Annotated in this window: 21 protein-coding genes and 1 pseudogene; 12 read left to right on the forward strand and 10 right to left on the reverse strand. The window is 39.5% G+C overall.

The features are described 5' to 3' along the window. Positions 1–39 precede the first annotated feature (39 nt). From H5122_RS02155 to H5122_RS20315, 10 genes and pseudogenes are all read left to right on the forward strand, one after another. On the forward strand, positions 40–1,563 hold the full coding sequence (locus tag H5122_RS02155) for an FAD-dependent oxidoreductase (RefSeq protein WP_182681147.1): 1,524 nt from the start codon (positions 40–42) through the stop codon (positions 1,561–1,563). A 26-nt stretch (positions 1,564–1,589) separates the two neighbouring features. Beyond that, on the forward strand, positions 1,590–4,286 hold the full coding sequence (locus tag H5122_RS02160; RefSeq protein ID WP_182681148.1) for a nitrate reductase: 2,697 nt from the start codon (positions 1,590–1,592) through the stop codon (positions 4,284–4,286). Between the two features lie 16 nt (positions 4,287–4,302). After that, the gene (moaA, locus tag H5122_RS02165) at positions 4,303–5,274 is read left to right on the forward strand and encodes a GTP 3',8-cyclase MoaA (protein ID WP_182681149.1); all 972 of its coding nucleotides are present in this window, start codon (positions 4,303–4,305) and stop codon (positions 5,272–5,274) included. 25 nt (positions 5,275–5,299) lie between these two features. Then, positions 5,300–5,974, forward strand: a complete 675-nt coding sequence (locus tag H5122_RS02170) for a molybdenum cofactor guanylyltransferase (protein WP_404936271.1) — start codon at positions 5,300–5,302, stop codon at positions 5,972–5,974. After that, positions 5,971–6,510: a molybdenum cofactor biosynthesis protein B gene (moaB, locus tag H5122_RS02175; protein WP_007585240.1), complete on the forward strand. Its 540-nt coding sequence runs from the start codon at positions 5,971–5,973 to the stop codon at positions 6,508–6,510. Before H5122_RS02170 ends, moaB begins: the two co-directional genes overlap by 4 nt. 1 nt (position 6,511) lies before the next feature. Beyond that, a complete protein-coding gene (gene moaC / locus H5122_RS02180; protein ID WP_182681432.1) occupies positions 6,512–6,982 on the forward strand; it encodes a cyclic pyranopterin monophosphate synthase MoaC in 471 nt (156 codons plus the stop codon). Further along, positions 6,960–7,259, forward strand: coding sequence for a MoaD/ThiS family protein (locus tag H5122_RS02185; RefSeq protein ID WP_182681151.1), 300 nt, complete (start codon positions 6,960–6,962; stop codon positions 7,257–7,259). The genes moaC and H5122_RS02185 overlap by 23 nt, the downstream gene beginning before the upstream one ends. Continuing rightward, a complete protein-coding gene (moaE, locus tag H5122_RS02190; RefSeq protein WP_182672198.1) occupies positions 7,259–7,717 on the forward strand; it encodes a molybdopterin synthase catalytic subunit MoaE in 459 nt (152 codons plus the stop codon). Before H5122_RS02185 ends, moaE begins: the two co-directional genes overlap by 1 nt. Next, positions 7,717–8,376 (forward strand): MOSC domain-containing protein, encoded by a 660-nt coding sequence (locus H5122_RS02195; protein WP_182681152.1) that lies wholly within the window; start codon positions 7,717–7,719, stop codon positions 8,374–8,376. The genes moaE and H5122_RS02195 overlap by 1 nt, the downstream gene beginning before the upstream one ends. 129 nt (positions 8,377–8,505) lie before the next feature. Beyond that, positions 8,506–8,833 (forward strand): annotated as a pseudogene (locus H5122_RS20315) (sensor histidine kinase); the annotation flags it as partial. Here the strand turns inward: H5122_RS20315 and H5122_RS02200 are convergent. From H5122_RS02200 to nirB, 5 genes are all read right to left on the reverse strand, one after another. Further along, positions 8,770–9,264: a hypothetical protein gene (locus H5122_RS02200; RefSeq protein ID WP_259395737.1), complete on the reverse strand. Its 495-nt coding sequence runs from the start codon at positions 9,262–9,264 to the stop codon at positions 8,770–8,772. The pseudogene H5122_RS20315 and the gene H5122_RS02200 sit on opposite strands and share 64 nt — an antisense overlap. Before the next feature lie 275 nt (positions 9,265–9,539). Next, the gene (locus H5122_RS02205; protein WP_182681153.1) at positions 9,540–10,802 is read right to left on the reverse strand and encodes a nitrate- and nitrite sensing domain-containing protein; all 1,263 of its coding nucleotides are present in this window, start codon (positions 10,800–10,802) and stop codon (positions 9,540–9,542) included. Between the two features lie 274 nt (positions 10,803–11,076). Next, positions 11,077–11,940, reverse strand: coding sequence for a uroporphyrinogen-III C-methyltransferase (cobA, locus tag H5122_RS02210; protein WP_182681154.1), 864 nt, complete (start codon positions 11,938–11,940; stop codon positions 11,077–11,079). 9 nt (positions 11,941–11,949) lie between these two features. Beyond that, positions 11,950–12,303, reverse strand: a complete 354-nt coding sequence (gene nirD, locus H5122_RS02215) for a nitrite reductase small subunit NirD (RefSeq protein WP_182681155.1) — start codon at positions 12,301–12,303, stop codon at positions 11,950–11,952. Continuing rightward, on the reverse strand, positions 12,290–14,863 hold the full coding sequence (gene nirB, locus H5122_RS02220; RefSeq protein ID WP_182681156.1) for a nitrite reductase large subunit NirB: 2,574 nt from the start codon (positions 14,861–14,863) through the stop codon (positions 12,290–12,292). The genes nirD and nirB overlap by 14 nt, the downstream gene beginning before the upstream one ends. 394 nt (positions 14,864–15,257) lie before the next feature. On the opposite strand from nirB, the gene H5122_RS02225 reads away from it, so the two are divergent. Continuing rightward, the gene (locus H5122_RS02225; RefSeq protein ID WP_182681440.1) at positions 15,258–15,491 is read left to right on the forward strand and encodes a hypothetical protein; all 234 of its coding nucleotides are present in this window, start codon (positions 15,258–15,260) and stop codon (positions 15,489–15,491) included. A gap of 44 nt (positions 15,492–15,535) precedes the next feature. On the opposite strand, the gene H5122_RS02230 is transcribed toward H5122_RS02225, so the two are convergent. The 4 genes from H5122_RS02230 to H5122_RS20145 all read right to left on the reverse strand — a co-directional run bounded on the left by H5122_RS02230 (position 15,536) and on the right by H5122_RS20145 (position 18,527). Further along, the gene (locus H5122_RS02230; protein WP_182681157.1) at positions 15,536–16,387 is read right to left on the reverse strand and encodes a universal stress protein; all 852 of its coding nucleotides are present in this window, start codon (positions 16,385–16,387) and stop codon (positions 15,536–15,538) included. A gap of 10 nt (positions 16,388–16,397) precedes the next feature. Further along, entirely contained in the window at positions 16,398–17,888 is a 1,491-nt protein-coding gene (locus tag H5122_RS02235; RefSeq protein WP_182672193.1) for a SulP family inorganic anion transporter, read from the reverse strand. Between the two features lie 271 nt (positions 17,889–18,159). Continuing rightward, entirely contained in the window at positions 18,160–18,285 is a 126-nt protein-coding gene (locus tag H5122_RS20140; protein ID WP_259395736.1) for a hypothetical protein, read from the reverse strand. Positions 18,286–18,329: 44 nt separating this feature from the next. Continuing rightward, on the reverse strand, positions 18,330–18,527 hold the full coding sequence (locus H5122_RS20145) for an NrtR DNA-binding winged helix domain-containing protein (protein WP_259395735.1): 198 nt from the start codon (positions 18,525–18,527) through the stop codon (positions 18,330–18,332). Between the two features lie 146 nt (positions 18,528–18,673). On the opposite strand from H5122_RS20145, the gene H5122_RS02245 reads away from it, so the two are divergent. Then, the gene (locus tag H5122_RS02245) at positions 18,674–19,129 is read left to right on the forward strand and encodes a carbohydrate binding domain-containing protein (RefSeq protein ID WP_259395746.1); all 456 of its coding nucleotides are present in this window, start codon (positions 18,674–18,676) and stop codon (positions 19,127–19,129) included. A gap of 184 nt (positions 19,130–19,313) precedes the next feature. Here H5122_RS02245 and H5122_RS02250 read toward each other — a convergent pair whose 3' ends face one another. Beyond that, on the reverse strand, positions 19,314–20,267 hold the full coding sequence (locus H5122_RS02250; protein WP_182681158.1) for an MBL fold metallo-hydrolase: 954 nt from the start codon (positions 20,265–20,267) through the stop codon (positions 19,314–19,316). Between the last annotated feature and the right edge of the window lie 292 nt (positions 20,268–20,559).

Consider the following 20,559-nt stretch of genomic DNA (forward strand, 5'->3'; position numbering starts at 1 on the left):
AGTCAATTACTAAAATAGGTATCACTTTAAGGTGGGTAAATGTTAAGTAAGCAGCGTGTTGTAGTGGTAGGAAACGGAATGGTGGGGCACCATTTTGTGCAGCAGCTAGTTTCTCAAAATCAGGCTGATGAGCAATTTGAAATTACGGTACTTAGCGGTGAAGACCGTTTAGCGTATGACCGCGTACAACTATCCTCTTTTTTTAAAGGCAAAACCGCAGACGACCTCGCACTTACATGCAATAAAACCTATGACGATTGGCAAGTACGCTTTCATACTCATTCTAAAGTGGTTGATATAAATCGTGATACGCAAACTGTAACGACCGCTAAAGGGGAGTCGTTTGAATACGACAAGCTTGTGCTTGCTACAGGTTCATTTCCATTTGTCCCTCCTATACCGGGTAAAGATCGCGAGCATTGCCTTGTTTATCGCACCATTAACGATTTACACGCAATAAAAAACTCAGCCCACGGCAGCAAAGTAGGCGTGGTAATTGGTGGCGGTTTACTGGGTCTTGAGGCTGCAAACGCATTAAAGCAACTGGGTTTACATACTCACGTAATAGAATTTGCACCGCAACTTATGGGCGTACAAGTTGATGCGGGTGGCGGTCGGCTACTAAAAAACAAAATTACAGATTTGGGCGTTACTGTACATACATCAGTGGCGACTGAGGAAATAGTAGAAAGTGAAAGCTGCCGTTATAAAATGTGTTTTAAAGGCGGCAAAACCCTTGAAACCGACATGATTGTATTTTCGGCGGGTATTCGCCCTTATGATAATTTAGCCCGCGAGTTTAATTTAGAGTTAGGTGAGCGCGGCGGTATTGTAATTAATAACCACTGCCAAACGAGCGACAAAAACATATACGCAATTGGTGAATGTGCACTGTGGAATAATTTTATTTTTGGCTTAGTGGCACCCGGTTACGCTATGGCTAAAATTGCAGTTGGGCATATTTTACAAGATACGCAGCAAGGTAGTTTACAAAGTACTGGCTTAGACAATAAAGCCGATGAATTTAGCGGTGCCGATATGAGCACTAAGCTTAAATTAATGGGTGTTGAAGTGGGCTCTATTGGCGATGCTCATGCACGCAGCGAAGGCGCAATAAGCTATTATTTTGAGGATCAACCCAATGGCATTTATAAAAAAGTAGTTACTAATTCACAAAGTAATAAGCTGATTGGTGCGGTACTTGTTGGCGATACCAGCGATTACGATAATTTACTGCAATATCATTTAAACGACATTGAACTTACCACCGCTCCCGAAGCGCTCATTATGCCCCTCGCCGGCGACATAGCAGAGCTAAGCGCCGATGACTTGCCTGATGACGCCATTATTTGCGCGTGTCATAAAGTAACTAAACACACCATTGAACAATCAGTTTCTAACGGCTGCATAGATTTGGCAAGTGTGCAGCAAAGCACCAAAGCCAGTACAGGTTGTGGAGGGTGTGAAAAGCTCGTTCAAAACGTAATAAACAGCGCACTCGCTAAAGCAAGTAACACTATTAACGTAGTTACCCTTAATGAGCCTGTAAAACAGCCTGCATAAATTAAAGCACACTAAAAGAGAGCAGTATGACAACCGCAAACACGTCACCAACTATAAATAAAACGAGTTTAAAACAAACAACATGTGCTTACTGTGGTGTAGGGTGCGGTGTTGATATTTCACTTTTTAATAATGTGCCAACCAAGCTTGAAGGCATGCGAGAGCACCCCGCAAACTTTGGTCGTTTATGTGTAAAAGGCACCCATTTGCTCGACACAACAGGCAGTGATAATCGCTTAACGTCGCCCCTCATTAATAATAAAGCAGCCACGTGGGATGAAGCAACTGACCACGTTGCCAATGAATTTAACGACATAATACAAAAGCACGGATCCGATGCGGTGGCTTTTTATGTGTCAGGGCAGTTACTTACTGAAGATTACTACATCGCGAATAAATTAATGAAAGGCTACATAGGCTCAGGCAATATTGATACTAATTCACGCCTGTGTATGTCGTCTGCTGTGGCAGGTTATAAACGCGCTTTTGGTGAAGACGTAGTGCCGTGTACCTACGAAGATTTAGAGCAAACTGAGTTACTTATATTAATTGGCTCTAATGCAGCATGGACTCATCCGGTTTTGTATCAGCGAATGGAGCGTGCTAAGCAGCTTAACCCAAATATGAAAGTGGTGGTTATTGATCCGCGTAAAACCGACACAGCTGAGCTTGCCGACACATTTTTAAATATAAAACCAGGCAGTGACGCCGCGCTTTATAACGGCTTGCTTAATTATTTAAATGAGCATAACCACCTCGACACGCAATTTATTGCTCAGCACACAAACGGCTTTGAAAGCGCACTGCAAGAGGCAACAAAATGGAGCTGTGAGGCAGTTAGCGACTTTTGCGATATAGCAATTGAGCAAGTAATTGAGTTTTACGCGCTATTTGCTAACAGCCCAAGCGCGATTAGCTTTTATTCAATGGGTATAAATCAATCAAGCTCGGGTGTAGATAAATGCAACGCCATTATTAATGCACATTTAGCCTCAGGTAAATTACTTAAACCAGGCAGCGGTCCGTTTTCGATTACTGGGCAGCCCAATGCGATGGGCGGGCGCGAAGTAGGTGGTTTGGCTAATCAGTTGGCGGCGCATTTAGATATTGAAAACGAAGCACATCAATCACTTGTACAACGCTTTTGGCTCTCGCCAACTATTGCTAAAAAAGCAGGCAGTAATGCTATTGATATGTTTGATGAAATAGCCGCAGGCAAAATAAAAGCAGTGTGGATAATGGCAACAAACCCAATGGTGAGCTTGCCCAACAACGCCGCAATTAAAAAAGCATTAGAGACCTGCGAGCTGGTGGTTGTATCTGACTGTATTGCAAAAAGTGATACGTTAAAGTTTGCCAATGTTGCTTTTCCATCAACCGGATGGGGCGAAAAAAACGGCACAGTAACTAACTCAGAGCGAAGGATATCAAGGCAGCGCCCGTTAGTAGCGCCTTATTCGGGAGCTAAAAATGATTGGCAAATTATGTGCGAAGTCGCTAAAAAAATGGGCTTTGAAGGTTTTGACTTTACAGATCCAAGTGGCATTTTTGAAGAATGGGCACAATTAACCGACTTTGAAAATAACGGTAGTCGATTATTAAACCTCTCTGGTTTAGTTGGGCTCACAAAAAGCCAGTACGATAACTTAAAACCCATTATGTGGCCTGTTGTTAAAAATCAGCCTTATAAAAACGGTCAGGTTTTTACAAATAACCAATTTAGCACCGCTGATAAAAAGGCGCGTTTTATACCTATAACGCCGCAACTACCTGTTCAACAAACATCAAGTGATTATCCGTTTGTAATGAACTCAGGACGTATACGCGACCAATGGCATACCATGAGCCGCACGGGTAAAAGCACTGCGCTTTCATCGCATATTACACGCCCGTATATTGAAATTAATCCGCTTGATGCCAGTAAATTAGCAATTAAACAAAACGATTTAATAAGCGCGATTGCCCAAACAGGGCAGGTTACCGCGCATGCAAAAGTAACCGATGCTGTGCGAAAAGGTGAATGCTTTATGCCTATTCATTGGAATAAGCAATTTGCATCATCCGCTACCGTAAGTGGGTTGTATCAGTCGGTAGTTGACCCTCTATCTGGTCAGGCTGAGTGTAAACACGGCGCTGTTAATATAGTTAAAGCACCCTTTGAGCAATATATGCAGCTGTTTACTAAAAACGAACTTGTTATAAACAGTGATTTTTGGCTCAAAGTTAATGCAAGTAATTGCTTCAATTACCAATTGGCGCTTAATGAGGCACAAAGTGATTTACTGTATTTCTGCCAAACCTTAACCGGTTTACAAGGGCAGTGGTCGGCTATGAATACGGCAAAAGCCATGCATGTGCAGTGTATTCAAAACGATCAATTAGCGTTTGTTGGTGTTATTTCTAATGAGCAAAAAGAAATATCACTTGAGTGGATAAACCATTTATTTGCAGAGCCATTACTGACCTTTACACAGTTACAGTCTTTGCTTTATGCAACCCCAGATGAAGAATTTACCCAAGGCATGCAAGTGTGTAGCTGCTTTAAAGTAAGAGAGCAGCCAATTATAAACGCCATTAAAAACGGTGCAAACACAGTCGAGCAATTGGGTTCTGAACTTAAATGTGGGACTAACTGTGGTTCGTGTAAAACGCAATTAAGCCAATTAATTAAGCAACATGCTACGCAAAAAGCGAACAGTATTGATGTTGCGGTTGTAATGTAAAGAAAAAAGGAAGCATATGCTTAATGATCAATTTGGTCGGCAGTTTAACTATTTGCGCCTCTCAATAACCGATGTATGTAATTTTAGTTGTAGTTATTGTTTACCAAACGGGTATCAGTGCGATACGCCGCGTAATTTTTTAAATAAAAATGAAATTAGCACGCTGGTAAATGCGTTTGCAGAGCTAGGTACTAAAAAAGTGCGTATTACAGGTGGCGAACCATGCTTGCGAAACGACGTAACCGATATTATAAAACTCTGTAAAAACACGCGCGGCATAGAAAAAGTAGCCATTACTACCAACGGTTTTAATTTATTAAAGAAAATTGATGAATTTGCAGAAGCAGGCCTTGATGCGCTTAATGTCAGTATTGATAGTTTAAACCCGAGTATGTTTAAACTCATAACAGGGCACGACAAACTTACCCTTATTTTAAAAGGGATTGAACGTGCGGTAGAGCTGGGCATAAAAGATATAAAAATAAATGCGGTACTTGCCAAGCAGTTTAATAAAAATCAATTGAAAGATTTTTTAGCGTGGGTAAAGCACCACAAAGTTACAGTTCGCTTTATAGAATTAATGGAAACCGGTGACGGCGCAACCTTTTTTGAAGAAAACCACTTAAGTGGGCAAACGGTTAAAGCACAGCTTTTATCTCAAGGTTGGCTAAAAGTCGTTAGGGGGAAATTAAACGGACCCGCAGAAGAGTTTTGTCATCCTGATTACGATGGTCGTATTGGTTTAATAATGCCGTACAGTAAAGACTTTTGTAAAAGCTGTAATCGCTTGAGGGTGTCTGCGCTGGGTAAATTACACTTATGCTTGTTTGCAGAGCAAGGTATAGATTTACGCGAACTACTAAACGAGGACGATACTGCAGCGACCGTAAAGGCAATTCAAGCCGCTATGGGCAATAAAGAAATAAGCCATGAGCTGGATAAACGCTTAACAGGTGCTACAACTCACTTAGCCATGTTAGGCGGCTAATATGAAAGCTAATATAAAATCTAATATGAAAGTTAAGCGAGATTTTACAGGCGTTGTACTTGCTGGTGGTAAGTCATCAAGAATGGGCTCAGACAAAGCCGATTTAGTTTTAAAAAATAAAACGCTATTGCACAATGCGTGTGATTTATTAAAAGACGCAGGCGCTAAAAATATACTAATAAGTCGCAACGTTACAAATCCAGTTAAATCATCGAGCCAATATTCTTCGAGCGATTATCCCTCAGAGAAGTACGTTAAAGATATATACCCAAATAGTGGACCCCTTGGCGGTATTTACTCAACATTAATAGCCACCGAGCACGACTTACTTATTACTGCGGTAGATATGCCTCTACTTACGAGTAGTTTGTTAAGCACAATTGTGCTGGCTTCTCAGTCAAATAAAGTACAAAGTGTGAGCAATCAATTAAATCAGTCACAAATACATGCTTGGCACTTTGAAAATGAACCACTACCGCTGTATATTCGTAATACAAGCAGTGTAAAAAATCATTTAAAACACATACTCACAAACGCAAACAGTCATAAATCAATAAAACAGTTTACCCAAAGTATTGGTGTGCAAACGCTTTTATGTAATAAAGCGCATGCATTAATAAACACCAATACACCGGCGCAATTTAAAGCTGTAAATGAGCATTTTGACCAAAGCATTAACCAATTGAGAAAAACATTATGAGCCACACAAGCGATACACAAATACCTTTAAACATTGCCGTACTTACAGTAAGCGACACGCGCGATGCGATTACCGATACTTCTGGTCATTACTTAATTAAAGCGCTAACTGAGGCGGGTCATCACTTAGCGGATAAAGAAATTGTTAAAGATGATGTTTACCAAATGCGCGCTATTGCATCGCAGTGGATTGCCGACGACACCATTCACGCTATTTTAGTGACTGGCGGTACAGGTTTTACTGAACGCGATTCAACACCTGAGGCATTTGCGCCGCTGTTTGATAAAAGCGTAGACGGTTTTGGTGAGCTATTTAGACATATATCGTACGGCGAAATTGGTAATTCAACTATTCAGTCTCGTGCATTGGCAGGGCTTGCTAACAACACGGTTATTTTTTGTATGCCAGGCTCAACAGGCGCATGTAAAACAGCGTGGACAGGCATTATAAAAGATCAACTTAACTCAATGCATAAACCGTGTAACTTTGTACCGCACATTACCATTGGTAAAAAGTGTGAATCGCGTGAGCAATAGTATGTTGAGCCACGTTGACGAAAACGGCCAAGCAAATATGGTTGATGTATCGCTCAAAGACGTAACCCTACGCGATGCCTCAGCTGAAGCATTTATTAGCATGAGCAAGCTTGCCTTTGAGCAAGTAATGCTTAATCAAAACAAAAAAGGCGATGTGCTAGGCGTGGCACGTATTGCAGGTATTCAAGGTGCTAAAAAGTGCGCCGATTTAATTCCGCTTTGTCATCCCCTTGCACTTAGTAAAGTAGCAGTTGATTTTGAACTTGATGAAGAAAACAGCCAAATTAAAATAACTAGCTACTGCAAACTTGCTGGTAAAACTGGCGTCGAAATGGAAGCGCTAACGGCGGTATCTGTTGCTGCGCTTACTTTGTTTGATATGTGTAAAGCAGCCGACCCACTTATGGAAATTAGCGGCATGCGCGTTACTCAAAAAGCTGGGGGCAAAAATGGTAGTTGGCAACGCGATTAATCCAAACGATGCTATATCTAGCGCCCAAAAAGTAGAGTTATTGTTTTTTGGGCAATTAAAAGAGCGGTTAAAGTGCAGTAAATTAAGCCTTGAAATTACGCAGCCGCTTACTATTTCAGAGCTTAAATTAAGATTAGTGAGCCAATACCCGCACTGGCAACCGTGGCTTGAGGAACGAGAGCTACTTGCCGCGCTTAACCAAACTATGTCATCAAGCGACGAAATAGTGAAAGCAGGGGATGAGCTTGCCTTTTTTCCGCCGGTTACAGGTGGTTAATGAGCATACATATTCAAGTACAAACCGATGATTTTAATGTAGGTGACGAGCACAATACGCTTTGTAGTAATAACAAAAGCGATGGCGCTGTTGTCACCTTTACAGGTTTGGTAAGAGAGTTCAGCAGTGGCGATAACGTTATTGCACTTGAGCTTGAACACTACCCTGGTATGACCGAGCAACTGCTTCAATCTATTGCAGAGCAAGCACAAACTCGCTGGCAACTGGCGAGAATATGCATTATTCACCGCGTTGGTTACTTAGCACTTGGCGAGCAAATTGTATTTGTAGGCGTAACTTGCCGCCATCGCCAAGCCGCGTTCGAAGGCGCACAATTTATAATGGATTATTTAAAAAACCACGCCACGTTTTGGAAAAAAGAGCACTTTAAAGACTCATCAAACTGGGTTGAGTTTAAACAAAGTGACAAACAAGCGATGGGTAGGTGGGAGTCTTAATGAAAATAATCTCTACTAATATCTCTAAAATAAAAACGGTAGTGTATAACGGCAAAGAGGTTAAAACCGGTATTTTTAAAACGGCAACTAACGAACCTGTTGTTATTGAAAAGCTAAATATTATAGGGGATGAGCAAGCTGATTTAGTTAATCACGGCGGGGTTGATAAAGCGGTTTACGCGTTTTCGCACAATCATTATGATTACTGGAAGCAAACCCTCGAGAATGATGATTTGGCAGTAGGTGCCTTTGGCGAAAACTTCACGATTTCTGACCTTGATGAAGCGAATATACACATAGGTGACCATATTCTAATTGGTACTGCATTACTTGAAGTAAGCCAGCCTCGTGTGCCTTGTTTTAAACTCGCTATCGCCCTTAATAATAAAAACAGCCTTAAACTGTTTACGCAGCATTACTGCACTGGCGTGTATTTTAGGGTACTAAAGCAAGGCGTTGCAAAAACTGGTGATAGTGTTGTTATCGAGAAGAAAGCCTCGCACGACATATCAGTTAAAAAACTGTTCCAGGCATTTTTTGATAAAAAATATCCAGATTATGAAAGTGTATTATTAGCAGCACTCGAATTGCCGGAGCTTGCTCTTGAGTGGCAAACTAAAATTAAAAAGAAGCTTTGTATTAAAAATGAACTAAGTTAAGCGTAAATTGTTATTTATAGAGGAGCTAGTAAAAAAGATAAAACCTGCTATACCTAATGTGATAAATACTATAATTATTATAGTGTTATTAAAAAACTGTTGGGTTAGTAGCTAAAATAGGTGTCGTATATGAATATCTCCAGAAAAACTGATGCTTATTGTGATTTTAACAGCTGCAGAGGTAAGTATTACTGTTTACTCAGCTTTTGAAATAGCTAAAGGGGCCAAGTTTCACCAACTTAATTTTCTTCACTTAAAATATACTCATCAACTTACTAAGTCAGTTAAAAAAATAGAAAATGATCTCCCCATAGATATAAATACCATTGAGTCAGATATATTGTTAATTAGGCAGCAACCAATTGACTGTATTGAAGAAATAAATCCATTAAATTATGCTGTTATGAAATTTATTAACACAGAGAAAACTTTAACAATTTGTGAAAAAGATATAGAAAATGAATTTTTACGTTGGACTAACTGATTTACAAAGTTTTTTTGTAAACTATTTAAAATTGATTTTTCTTTTTCTGTAAGTAGTGAATCACTTGCTCGCTCGAATATCAACCATCCAAACTTAAGACCTGAGGGCAAAATAATAAGCGATATAACTCTAAATATTTTAGGATCATGCTCAATAATCGATTCATTAAAAATATCATCAGATAGTTGCTCTTTAGCTACTGCTATTTCTGAACCTGATTTATATAGCTCGACAGCACGTTGAGGCAGATTAGCAACAATAGAAAATGAGCTCGCATCAAAAATGTTTAAAATTAGCTCAGCAATGTTTTCTATGTTTGTTTGAATGTCATTATCAAGAGAAGTTGTTAATTGCTGCTCATCTATAAATGATACACCTTCTATATAACTCTCTACATTGGGCATACAAACTCCTACAACAGTATTAAATATGCCTCATTAAAATGAGATGCAACAAATGATTAACTTATTGTAGTTGATTATTTTGAATGCTTTGAATAATTTGCATTATAAATAGACTTCAAATTAGGGTTTTATCTTATTATAGTCAGCAGGTTATGAATCAATTTTAAAATAAGGCAAAACTCAATCTGGGTGTGAAATTTGTAACTTAATAAATAACTATTATTTAGGGTAGTGGTATTACTAAAGAGCAACATGCCCAAGTAAAAACAGCATATTTAATCGCTCATTTGTACAATTGTTTGCGCTACGCTAAATAAGGTTTTATGCGTATCCATTGCTTGTTTTTGTAGCTGTTTATGGGCTTGCTCTTCGGTGAGCTTTAACTGCTCAATAAGTATGTACTTGGCTTGGTGAATGACCTTTTGCTCACTAATAACTTTTTTAGCGTCAAGTAACGCTTGGTTTATTTGTTTTATATGCTGGCTTTGCTCGATAATTAAATCATACATAGTTTTATTACTGTTGAGCTTATCGGCCGCTATATTTTGGTTTACTTCTGGCTCTGGTTGCTTAATGGCTAATTGGCCAAAAGTAGGGGCTATGTGTTGCTCTGCCATATTGTTAAGTACTTGCTTATTTGTATTTAAACTACGTTGAGCACAGGCTATTTGCATTGCTGCAGTATCAATTAATTGATCTGCTATATTTTGCTCAATCTTGTGCATTATATCTATGCGCGTAGTGGTTACTTCGTACCATACTTCGCTTAGTTGCGAGAGCGGTTGAGCATTCTCGTCATCGAGTTTTTGCAGTAAACTTCTAAGTTGGTCTACCTGATTATTCACCTGATGTGTTGTTAACGTGGCAAAGCATTTTAAAAGGTGCGCATCGGCGTACTCATTAAAAAAGTCAAAACTGTGGTTTTGCTCTTGTACGAAATGCGCGAGTTGTTGTTTTTGCTCAGTGGTAAATTTACTCGCTGCAAATGCTTGTGCACCACAGGCACGTTCTTGTCCTGCGTATTCTTTACCTTGCATAAAGTTAAAAAAGGCAACTAATAAACGCGTTATTTTAGGATCGCTTGCGCCATCTGCTGCCTCTAAAATAATATTGAGTAAACTAGCAATTAACTGCGTGAACGACTGCGTAGCATGCACTGCACTAATGTTTTGTTGTGCTATTTGATTGCGTAATTCGGGCAATGCGTCAAGTGTTTGCAGGCTATAGGTAATTAAATTAAATAACCGAGTATGACCAGTATCGGCGTTGTCGTTTATAAATGTTTGTTTAAGAGAATCATAAAATGCAGTTTGTGCGCTGCTGCTTAAAGGAATTTGCTCTCGTAATTGGGTATTAAATCGCTCGCGATTTGAGGCCAAAAATATATTACTCATTGCACGTTCTTTTTGTAACTGATGTACAAAATCGCCTAATTTAGTAAGCGAGGCACAACTGTTTTGTAATTGCTTTAGCGCGTGTATTTCTTGATACTTAGCCGCTAATAAAAACTGTTTTGTGAGAGGATTGCTTGTCGCCATTGGTATTATTCCACACTTTTTTGTTTTTAAAGTGCAACCACTGTTCCAATCATTAATAAATTTCATCATTGAATTTAAAATCAAGCTAATACAATTACTTAAAGTATTATTTTTATTTGTCACTGTGTTTCTATAATTTAACTTGCCATTACTTTTAACTTATTTGGTGCATTTAAGTATGTTATTGCACACAACTTGAACCCAAATTAAAAACAAAAAAAGCGCCTACTCCTGGGGAGGTAGTAAGCGCGAAAAGTGCATTATTCATTTTACGTCATGCGTTAACATTTACACTGTTTAGTAACTCAGGACTAATAGCCATTTTATGATTTATTACTTCGCCAATCATAATTAGGGTAGGGCCTTGAAGGTTGTGTTTAGCATGCTCATTTACAATCAGTTCAAGCGTACTAGTAATTACCTTTTGCTTAGTGGTAGTGGCATTCTCTATTAGTGCAATGGGTGTATTACTTGGCCAGCCCACTGATTGCAAACCGCAGCTTAGCGTTTGTAAGCGCGAAAGCCCCATATAAACCACTAAAGTGGGGTCGTTGTTTGCAGGCATAAACGCGTAATTTTGCCAATGAGGTTGCTTATTAGGATCGGCAAACTGCGCAGTTAAAAATGTAACACTGCTTGATACGTCCCTTGCAGTGAGCGGAATACCCGTATAAGCGGACGTAGCACAAGCCGTTGTCACACCCGGAACAATAGCAAAATTAATATTATGCTCACTAAGCGCATCGGCTTCTTCGTTAATACGTGCAAATATACTCGGATCGCCGCCTTTTAAACGCACTACGTTTAAGCCTTGTTGTGCGTATTTAACCAGTAGTTCGCAAATGTTAGCTTGGGTCATCGAATGTTTACCCGCACGTTTACCTACAAATACTCGCTGTGCTTTTTTAGGCAGTGTTTTTAGTAAATCATCGCTTACTAACCAATCGTATAAAACAACATCGGCGGTATTAATTAAACGCTGCGCTTTTACCGTAATTAGCTCTGCGTCTCCTGGGCCCGCACCAATTATATAAACGTTGCCGCTTTTGACGCTGCGACTATTTGAGCTTGTTAGCTTAGTAACAAGCTTATTTAGCCACACGTTTTCAATACCCGAAAAATAAGACAGTACACTCATACTATTCCCCTAAGCCACTGCTGTTGTAACTTTTGGTTCAGAGCTTATAAATACACTGCCGTCATCAATTTTTGCATTAAAAACCGGTAAGTGTATTGCTTCTGCTTCTAAACATTCGCCTGTTTCTAGGCAAAAGTGTTGCTTATATAAAGGCGATGCGACAACTAATTTATTGTCGATTGAGCCAATAATGCCACGCGACAATACATTGGCTTTGCCAATAGGGTCGTAGTTGCTAATGGCAAACACAGCCGTTGGGTTTTGCGGAATGTAAAAAATAGCCACTTGCTGATTATTAACTAATGCGCATACGCCGCTATTAGCCACTAGGTTGTCGATTGTTCCAATATTATGCCAAGACATCAGCTTGCTCCTCTTCAACTTCCATTACTGGAATACGGTTTTGTGTATTACGTTGCTCACGCTTTTCGGCTTCTGTAGCAGGGCGAATTTGGTTACGCTCTTGCACAAACAAAATGTTGTCGTCGGTTTCGGGGCTATTAACAAACTGGCGGAATCGTTTGGCAGCATCTGGGCTTTCAATGGCTTTTTTCCACTCACACGCATAGGTTTGTGTAATTAACTCCATTTGCGCTTCTAGCTCGTCGCAAATGCCTAAGCAGTCGTCAATGACTACGCTTTTAAGGTAGTCTAAACCGCCTTCAAGGTTTTCCATCCATACCGACGTACGCTGCAATTTGTCAGCCGTTTTAATGTAAAACATAATTACGCGGTCAATGTATTTAATAAGAGTAGGTGTGTCTAAATCGGTCGCAAATAAATCAGCATGGCGAGGGCGCATACCGCCATTACCACACACGTATAAGTTCCAGCCGTTTTCGGTGGCTATAATGCCAATATCTTTACTTTGTGCTTCGGCGCATTCGCGAGTACAACCCGATACTGCCATTTTAAATTTATGCGGCGCACGTAATCCTTTGTAGCGGTTTTCTATTTTTATTGCGTGTCCGACGCTGTCTTGCACACCATAACGACACCATGTACTACCCACACACGATTTAACCGTTCTAAGAGACTTACCATAGGCATGACCGGTCTCAAATCCAGCTTCGATAAGTCGCTCCCATATAATAGGAAGCTCTTCTAAGCGCGCACCAAATAAATCGATACGTTGACCGCCAGTGACTTTGCAGTACAGGTTAAAATCTTTGGCTACTTGTCCAATTACAATGAGTTTGTCGGGGGTTATTTCGCCACCAGCAATACGCGGTACTACAGAGTACGAACCATCTTTTTGCATATTTGCTAGGTACGTATCGTTAGTGTCTTGCAAGCCAACATGAGCGGGCTCTAAAATGAAGTCGTTCCATGTTGAGGCTAAAATAGAGCCAATGGCAGGTTTACATATTTCACAGCCATGACCGCTGCCGTGTTTAGCTAGTAAGCCATCAAAGCTTTTAATGCTTTCTACTTTTACCATGTGCAGTAGTTCTTGGCGTGAATACGCAAAGTGCTCACATACATGGTTGTTAACTTCAACACCGCGGCTTGCTAATTCGTTATCAACAACTGATTTTAATAATGCGGCACAACCACCACAGCCGCTTGCTGCTTTAGTGCATGATTTTACCGAGGCTAAATCGCATGAGCCGCCATCAATTGCACCTACAATGTCGCCTTTACTCACATTGTGACACGAACAAATAGTGGCTGTGTCGGGTAGGGCACTGCCAGATAACGACGGCGCGCCGCCGCTATCTGGTAAAATTAAACACTCAGGGTTTTCTGGTAAGTCCATGTCGTTAAGCATGTACTGTAATAAAGTATCGTAATCGCTGGTATCGCCAACAAGTACAGCGCCCAGTAATTTATCGCCTTTTTCACTTAGTATTATTTTTTTATAACAGCCGCGAATAGCGTCTTGATATATAAGCTCTTTACAGTCTGGCGTTTTTGCATGAGCGTCGCCAATTGAGCCTACTTCCACGCCTAATAGCTTAAGTTTGGTGCTCATATCGGCACCTAAAAACTCAAGCTCGCCACCACTTAATTGACTCGCTGCAACGCGCGCCATGTTGTAACCCGGTGCTACTAAACCAAATAGTTTTTTGTCCCACAGGGCACATTCACCAATGGCTAAAATATCAGGATCTGACGTTTGGCATTGGTTATTAATAATAATACCGCCGCGCTCACCGAGTTCTAAATCAGCAATTTTACCTAGCTGATCATACGGGCGAATACCGGCAGAGAACAAAATTAGGTCTGTTTCTAAAAATGACTCATCCGAAAAATTTAATCTAAAGCGACTGGTTTCGCCTTTTACTATTTCGCTGGTTGCTTTTGATGTGTGTACCGTTACGCCAAGTTTTTCTATTTTATTTTTTAGTAGCGTACCGCCTTGTCCATCAAGTTGAACAGCCATAAGTTGTGGCGCAAATTCAACTACGTGGGTATCAAGCCCTAGTTGCTTAATGGCGTTTGCGGCTTCAAGCCCCAACAAACCACCACCAATAACAACACCGCTTTTACTTACAGCGGCACTGGCTTTTATTTGTTCTAAATCTTCTAATGTGCGATACACCAAACAATGGGGTTGGTCGTTACCTTTTATAGGCGGCACAAACGGAAATGAACCTGTTGCAAGTATAAGTTTGTCGTACGGGTATTGCTCACCTGTTAATGTGGTCACTATTTTTGCTGTTCTATCAATGCCTTCAACCCACTGGCTGGTATGCACATTAATATTAAGCTGTTTGTAGTTGTCGTGAGTGGTAAGTGCTAAATCGGCGGCTGTTTTACCATCAAATACACTTGATAAGTACACGCGATCGTATGCAAGATTTGCTTCTCCGCAAAGTACAGTAATGTCTGCGTTGGCATCGCTTTGGCGCATTTGCTCAACAAAGTGGTGTCCGACCATACCATTACCAATAATGAGTATTTTTTGCGAGGTTTGCATAGGGCATTCCTTAAAGTGACGGTTTAAATACAAATAACAAAAAAGCCCGCCACAAATACGCAATATGCATAACTGTGTGCGGGCTTCTTTGCCGATGGTTGCTAATAGCTATTGTGCTAACAACCTAAATTTTTGCCGTAAGTAAAACGGGCTTGTTAATAGAATGTTTGCAAAAATACAGCCAGTTTTTTAAGTTATTGTTTAAATAGTATTTAATGTATTTTTAGAGTGAAGATAAAACCCGTTTTGTTATATTTTGGTGCGCGCCTGGCACTAAGAGGGTGCAAGTATTGTCATTGTATTGTGCATTATCAGTCAATAAAACACCCATTATCATTCATTGTGTATTGAGTTAAATTTAGCCCATAAAATACGCACACGAATTACAAGCAAAATGATAAACACAAATTCAATAGATGATTCCCCTTTTCACGAAGGCGAGCTGGCAATACAAGACAAACTCGGTAAACGAGAAATAATGGCAACATTTAGCAAACGTGGCGTGCGCTCATTTATGCCAGAGCAGCATAGAAAGTTTGTGGCTCAAAAGGTTACGTCGTTTATTCAGTTTTTATTTGAAAAGTTTGAAGCTAGGCCAAAAACAAAAAGCCTAAAATCAGTTAAGTGATTTTAGGCTTTTGATACTGGTTTAAACTTATTTAAAATAGCTACTTACTTTAAAATAACCACAGGCACATCGCTGTTCTCGAGCATTTGAATGGTGTTACTGCCCACAAAAAACTGCCTTAGTTTAGAATGCCCAAATGCACCCATTACAATCAGTTCTACATTATTTTGCTCTTTATATTGCATTAACGAGTCGAAAATATTGCCCTCTAAAAAGCTTGCCGACACTTCAAAGTCCATACTGATAAGCTTGTGCTGTGCGTTAACAAATTTTTCTTGAAGGTCTTTTTCGTTGTTTTTAATACTCACTAAATGACAATGCAAACCATGTAATAAGCCGCCATCAATCACTTGTTGTAGCGCTTTGTCGGCTGTTTCGCGGCCGTCGTACGCAATCATAAATGATTTAGGTTGTTTAAATGTTTCAGGAATAAGCAAAATAGGTTGTGTTGCATTGCGCACTAAGGTTTCTATATGTGAGCCCAGCACCGCAAAGCTATTACTATGTCCAGCACCATTTTGGCCAATAACAATAAGGCGTGTATCGTCTTTTAAGTCTATAACGGTATCGAGCAAATCACCGTGGCGCTTAATTAGTTCAAAATTAGTAACACCTGCCGATTTAGCATGCTCACTTACTGAATTTAATAATTCGTCAGCCATTTTTAAACTTACTTTGCAGCGTTGTTCGTCAAGCTTAGTCATTTCATCAAGAAGTGTTGACTGTGCACCAAGCCCAATACTACCAGAGTAGTCGCCGATATTAGTTTGCTGCGTTTTTTCAATTGTATGCACAAAGCTAATTGGTTTATTTAGCTTTTTTGAAGCCCAAATAGCAGCGTCGGTTACATTTTTTGTAATGGCTGAGCCATCTACATAGGTAATTATTTTAGTCATTGCATTCTCCTTAATGTCCGCCAAGTAGTTTTTCGACTTCTTCAGGGTTGTTATGCACACCAAATTTATCAATTACAGTTTCGGTTGCGCTATTCATACCAATAATATTAACTGTTGCGCCTTCGCGTCTAAATTTAATAACCACCTTGTCGAGTGACGATACACCGGTTATATCCCAAAAATGTGCATGGGTTAAATCAATTACGACGTTAGAAACCGCATTTTTAAAATTGAACGATGCAATAAATTGCTCAGCTGAGGCAAAAAACACTTGGCCAACGACTTCATAGGTTATTTTATCGTTGCTTTCATCATGGTTAGCTTTAACCACCATGAAGCGACCAATTTTATTAGCAAAAAACAGCGTAGCTAACAACACGCCTACTAAAACGCCAATGGCTAGATTATGCGTGGCAACAACCACAATAACGGTGGAAATCATCACAACATTTGATGAAAGCGGGTTCTTTTTTAAATCCTTAACAGATGTCCACGAAAACGTACCAATCGATACCATAATCATTACCGCAACTAATGCTGCCATAGGAATTAAACGCAGCCATTCATCTAAAAACACCACCATGATGATTAAAAATAAACCTGCAATAAAGGTAGAAAGCCTGCCGCGACCGCCCGATTTAACATTAATAATTGATTGCCCAATCATAGCGCAACCCGCCATACCACCAAATAAGCCTGCGCCAATATTAGCAATACCTTGGCCCTTACATTCTTTATTACGATCGCTCGTTGTATCAGTTAAGTCATCAACAATAGTAGCGGTCATCATTGACTCAAGTAAGCCCACAACAGCAAGACCAATTGAATACGGTAATACAATTTGCAGTGTTTCGAGTGTTAGCGGTACATCGGGCCATAAAAATATAGGTAGAGTGTCTGGCAGTTCGCCCATGTCGCCAACGGTTCTTATATCAAGACCCAAAAATATTGAAATCAGTGTAATAACAACAATACATACTAAAGGAGAGGGAAGTATTTTGCCAATAGTTGGAATATATGGGAATAAGTAAATAATACCTAAGCCCGCTGCGGTCATCGCATAAACATGCCAAGTAACATTAGTCAGCTCAGGTAACTGCGCCATAAATATTAAAATCGCCAGCGCGTTTACAAACCCTGTTACAACAGAGCGCGATACAAAGCGCATTAATTCACCGAGCTTTAAAAAGCCTGCAAATATTTGTAGTACACCAGTGAGTAAGGTAGCAACCAGTAAGTACTCCAGACCATGATCTTTAACCAGCGTTACCATTAACAGTGCCATTGCACCGGTGGCCGCCGATATCATACCTGGACGTCCGCCTACAAAGGCAATAATAACCGCAATACAAAATGAGGCGTATAAACCTACTTTTGGATCAACACCGGCAATAATAGAAAAGGCAATAGCTTCAGGTATTAGGGCAAGCGCCACAACAATACCAGCAAGCACATCACCACGAACATTAGAGAGCCAATCTCTTTTTACGTGATCAAACATGTAATAAACCTAATTAGTTAGTTTCCCAAAGTATAGGGGAATATTTTATTTAAATAACAGTGATTCTCGCGCAGGCGGCGATTAAGGTTGCACGTAACGTGCTGATGAAAAAGGGGAGTGGTTGCCTAGGGCGGCGTAAGTTTCAAGAAAAAAGCTCCTTTTGATTAGTTTATATTAATAATGCGGACGAATTATAAGCATCACATATATATTAGCAATATGTTATTTGGCCTTAAAGACCAAACATTAATTTAATTATGCATTTGCTTATTTAAAACTCAAATGTAAAACCAAACTCTCTTAGTTTTTCGTATACGTTTATATAAAAATGGTACAAAGTAGCAGCTCGGTGAGCTACGTTGGTTTGTTTTTCTTTGCAGTTTATTAGTAAGTTCATTTTTTGGAACTTACGTCTAAAGTTAGGCTTATCGAGTGATTTATTTAAATCGACTCGTAAATTCCTTGTAGCTCAAGCAAGGTAAACTTTTCAGGGAGCAGGCTAAAACCAATCGGCTCGTGCCTTACTTTATAGCGTAAGTAATCTAAACCACTTTTTAAAATGTCGGCGTGGTCAAACATTAAAGGGGGAACGTTATTTACATCAAACCATTTACATTCTAAAGCATTGTCGCCGCTCACAAGATTGGTTTCTTCAAAGCGTACGAGCGAATAGTAAACAATGGTTATAATACGTCTAGCAGGGTAGCGGTCAACGTTACCAAACGCACCTAACTGATCTAAATAAAGGTTTTCAACACCGGTCGTACTTTTAACAACACGCAGAGCTGCTAACTAATGGTGACTTTGAAGCCGGTCTTGATTCATGGCAATCACGAGGCAGTGCTACTATTTCACTTGAAACAACCCAAGCTCACAGCGGAAATAATAGCGCTTTAGTACAAGGGCGAACTGAAACGTGGAATGGGTTACAAAAAGATGTAAAAGGCTTATTTACAGCAGGTAAAACCTATAATGTATCTGCGTGGGTTAAGTTATTTGACGATAACGCAGCGGTATCGCCAGGAGTTAAGCTCACACTGCAAATTGAGCATGCGAGCACTGAATACCTCGAGCTAACCACTGTTAAAAACGAAGTTGCAGGCGATTGGGTACAGCTTTCGGGCACTTATACCCATTCAATAACAACCGAGGAAAGTGCGGCTTTACTTTATGTGGAGTCAAACGAACTGACTGCTGATTTTTATTTAGACGACGTATCGGTCACTTTGGTAGAACAATAAACCAAACTAAAAGTAATTAACCCCACATTTGATAGTCTGTATTTTTATACAGACTATCAAATGTGGGCTTTCATAAAAAGAAGTGCACTATGCTTTTATATTAGTAATGAGTATCGCTTTAAAGCGACACATACCGTCATGATAAATACATTAGCACGATAACGCCGGTGCGTGAAAAGCTATATTAGTTTGACTCAAATGACGAAAGTTTCTTTTGAACGTTATTTCGTAATACATCGTCTATGTACTCATTAAATGCCTTATTACCGGTTACCACGGGGTTTTGTTGATCAGATTTACGATTTTTTAATGTATTAATTTGATTAATTAGATCATGTGAAAACGGGTGGTTTGAGATACTTCCATCAACATCGTTTTTGTTTGCAATTTTTTGAAAATAATTTAAAGAGTGCAAATAAGTTTGATTTGCTTCTTTAGTATCCGGTAAACCGGTACCTCCCCAAAGTGCAACTGTATGAGGTATGTCATTATCTGTAACAGGTATTATCAAAGACAATCCACCAGGCGTATGCCCTGGTGTAGCAAGTACCGTTAAATTAGTTTTACCTAAACTTATTTTTTCACCATCGATAACTTGGGTGTAAGTGCTAGGTAATGGTATTTCGGTAGAAAAATTACCGAAAGGATCAGTTAATACAGGTGCATTTGGATTATGGATGTAGTCCCACTCATTTTTTCTCATTAAAATTTTAGCGCCATAATGTGATTCAAAGTAGTGAGCGCCACCATAATGGTCGCTGTGGCCGTGAGTAACTATCACGTATTTAATATCTTCAGGATTTAAGCCTAACTCTTTTAGTCCAGGAACAATCACATGTTTGGCATCGTGCGGGGTCCACATGGTATCGATTAAAATAATGCCCTCAGTAGTAGTGATAACAAAAGTGCCTACGCTGACATATCCTACAAAATAAAGGTTATCAAATAGCTGAGTGGGTTCAACAACAGTGGTATTGAACAAATCACTAGAGGTTAGCGAGGAAGGTAATTTATTTAATCTAGTACTTATTTTATCTTCACTCAATTTTGTAATATTACCGTTATTTGATGTTGTGCAGCCGCTCAGTAAGTAAGTTATTACTGTAATCGAGAAAATGCCTAAAAATGTTTTTTTCATATTTACACCTTAGTTAATTAGGCATATTAAAAGCCCAAGTAATAAACTTTAGTACGTCGTATATTTAATTATTAAATACAGGGTATGAACTCAAAATTAAAATTTAATGGATAAAACAACCTTAGCCTTTGTTTGTTTAGAGATCGAGTTTGTTATCTTTAGGCTAAATTAGAGATGCGAAAGCATTAGTCATTTTGTAAAAGAGGGTTTGAATAACGATAGAAGCGAATATATCGTTATTCATTGTATTGAAAATAGCTCTAGGTTACTTACTATCTAAGGCGTTTATATC

The organism is Pseudoalteromonas sp. SG43-8, assembly GCF_014164245.1.
In the GTDB taxonomy this organism is placed as follows: domain Bacteria; phylum Pseudomonadota; class Gammaproteobacteria; order Enterobacterales; family Alteromonadaceae; genus Pseudoalteromonas; species Pseudoalteromonas distincta.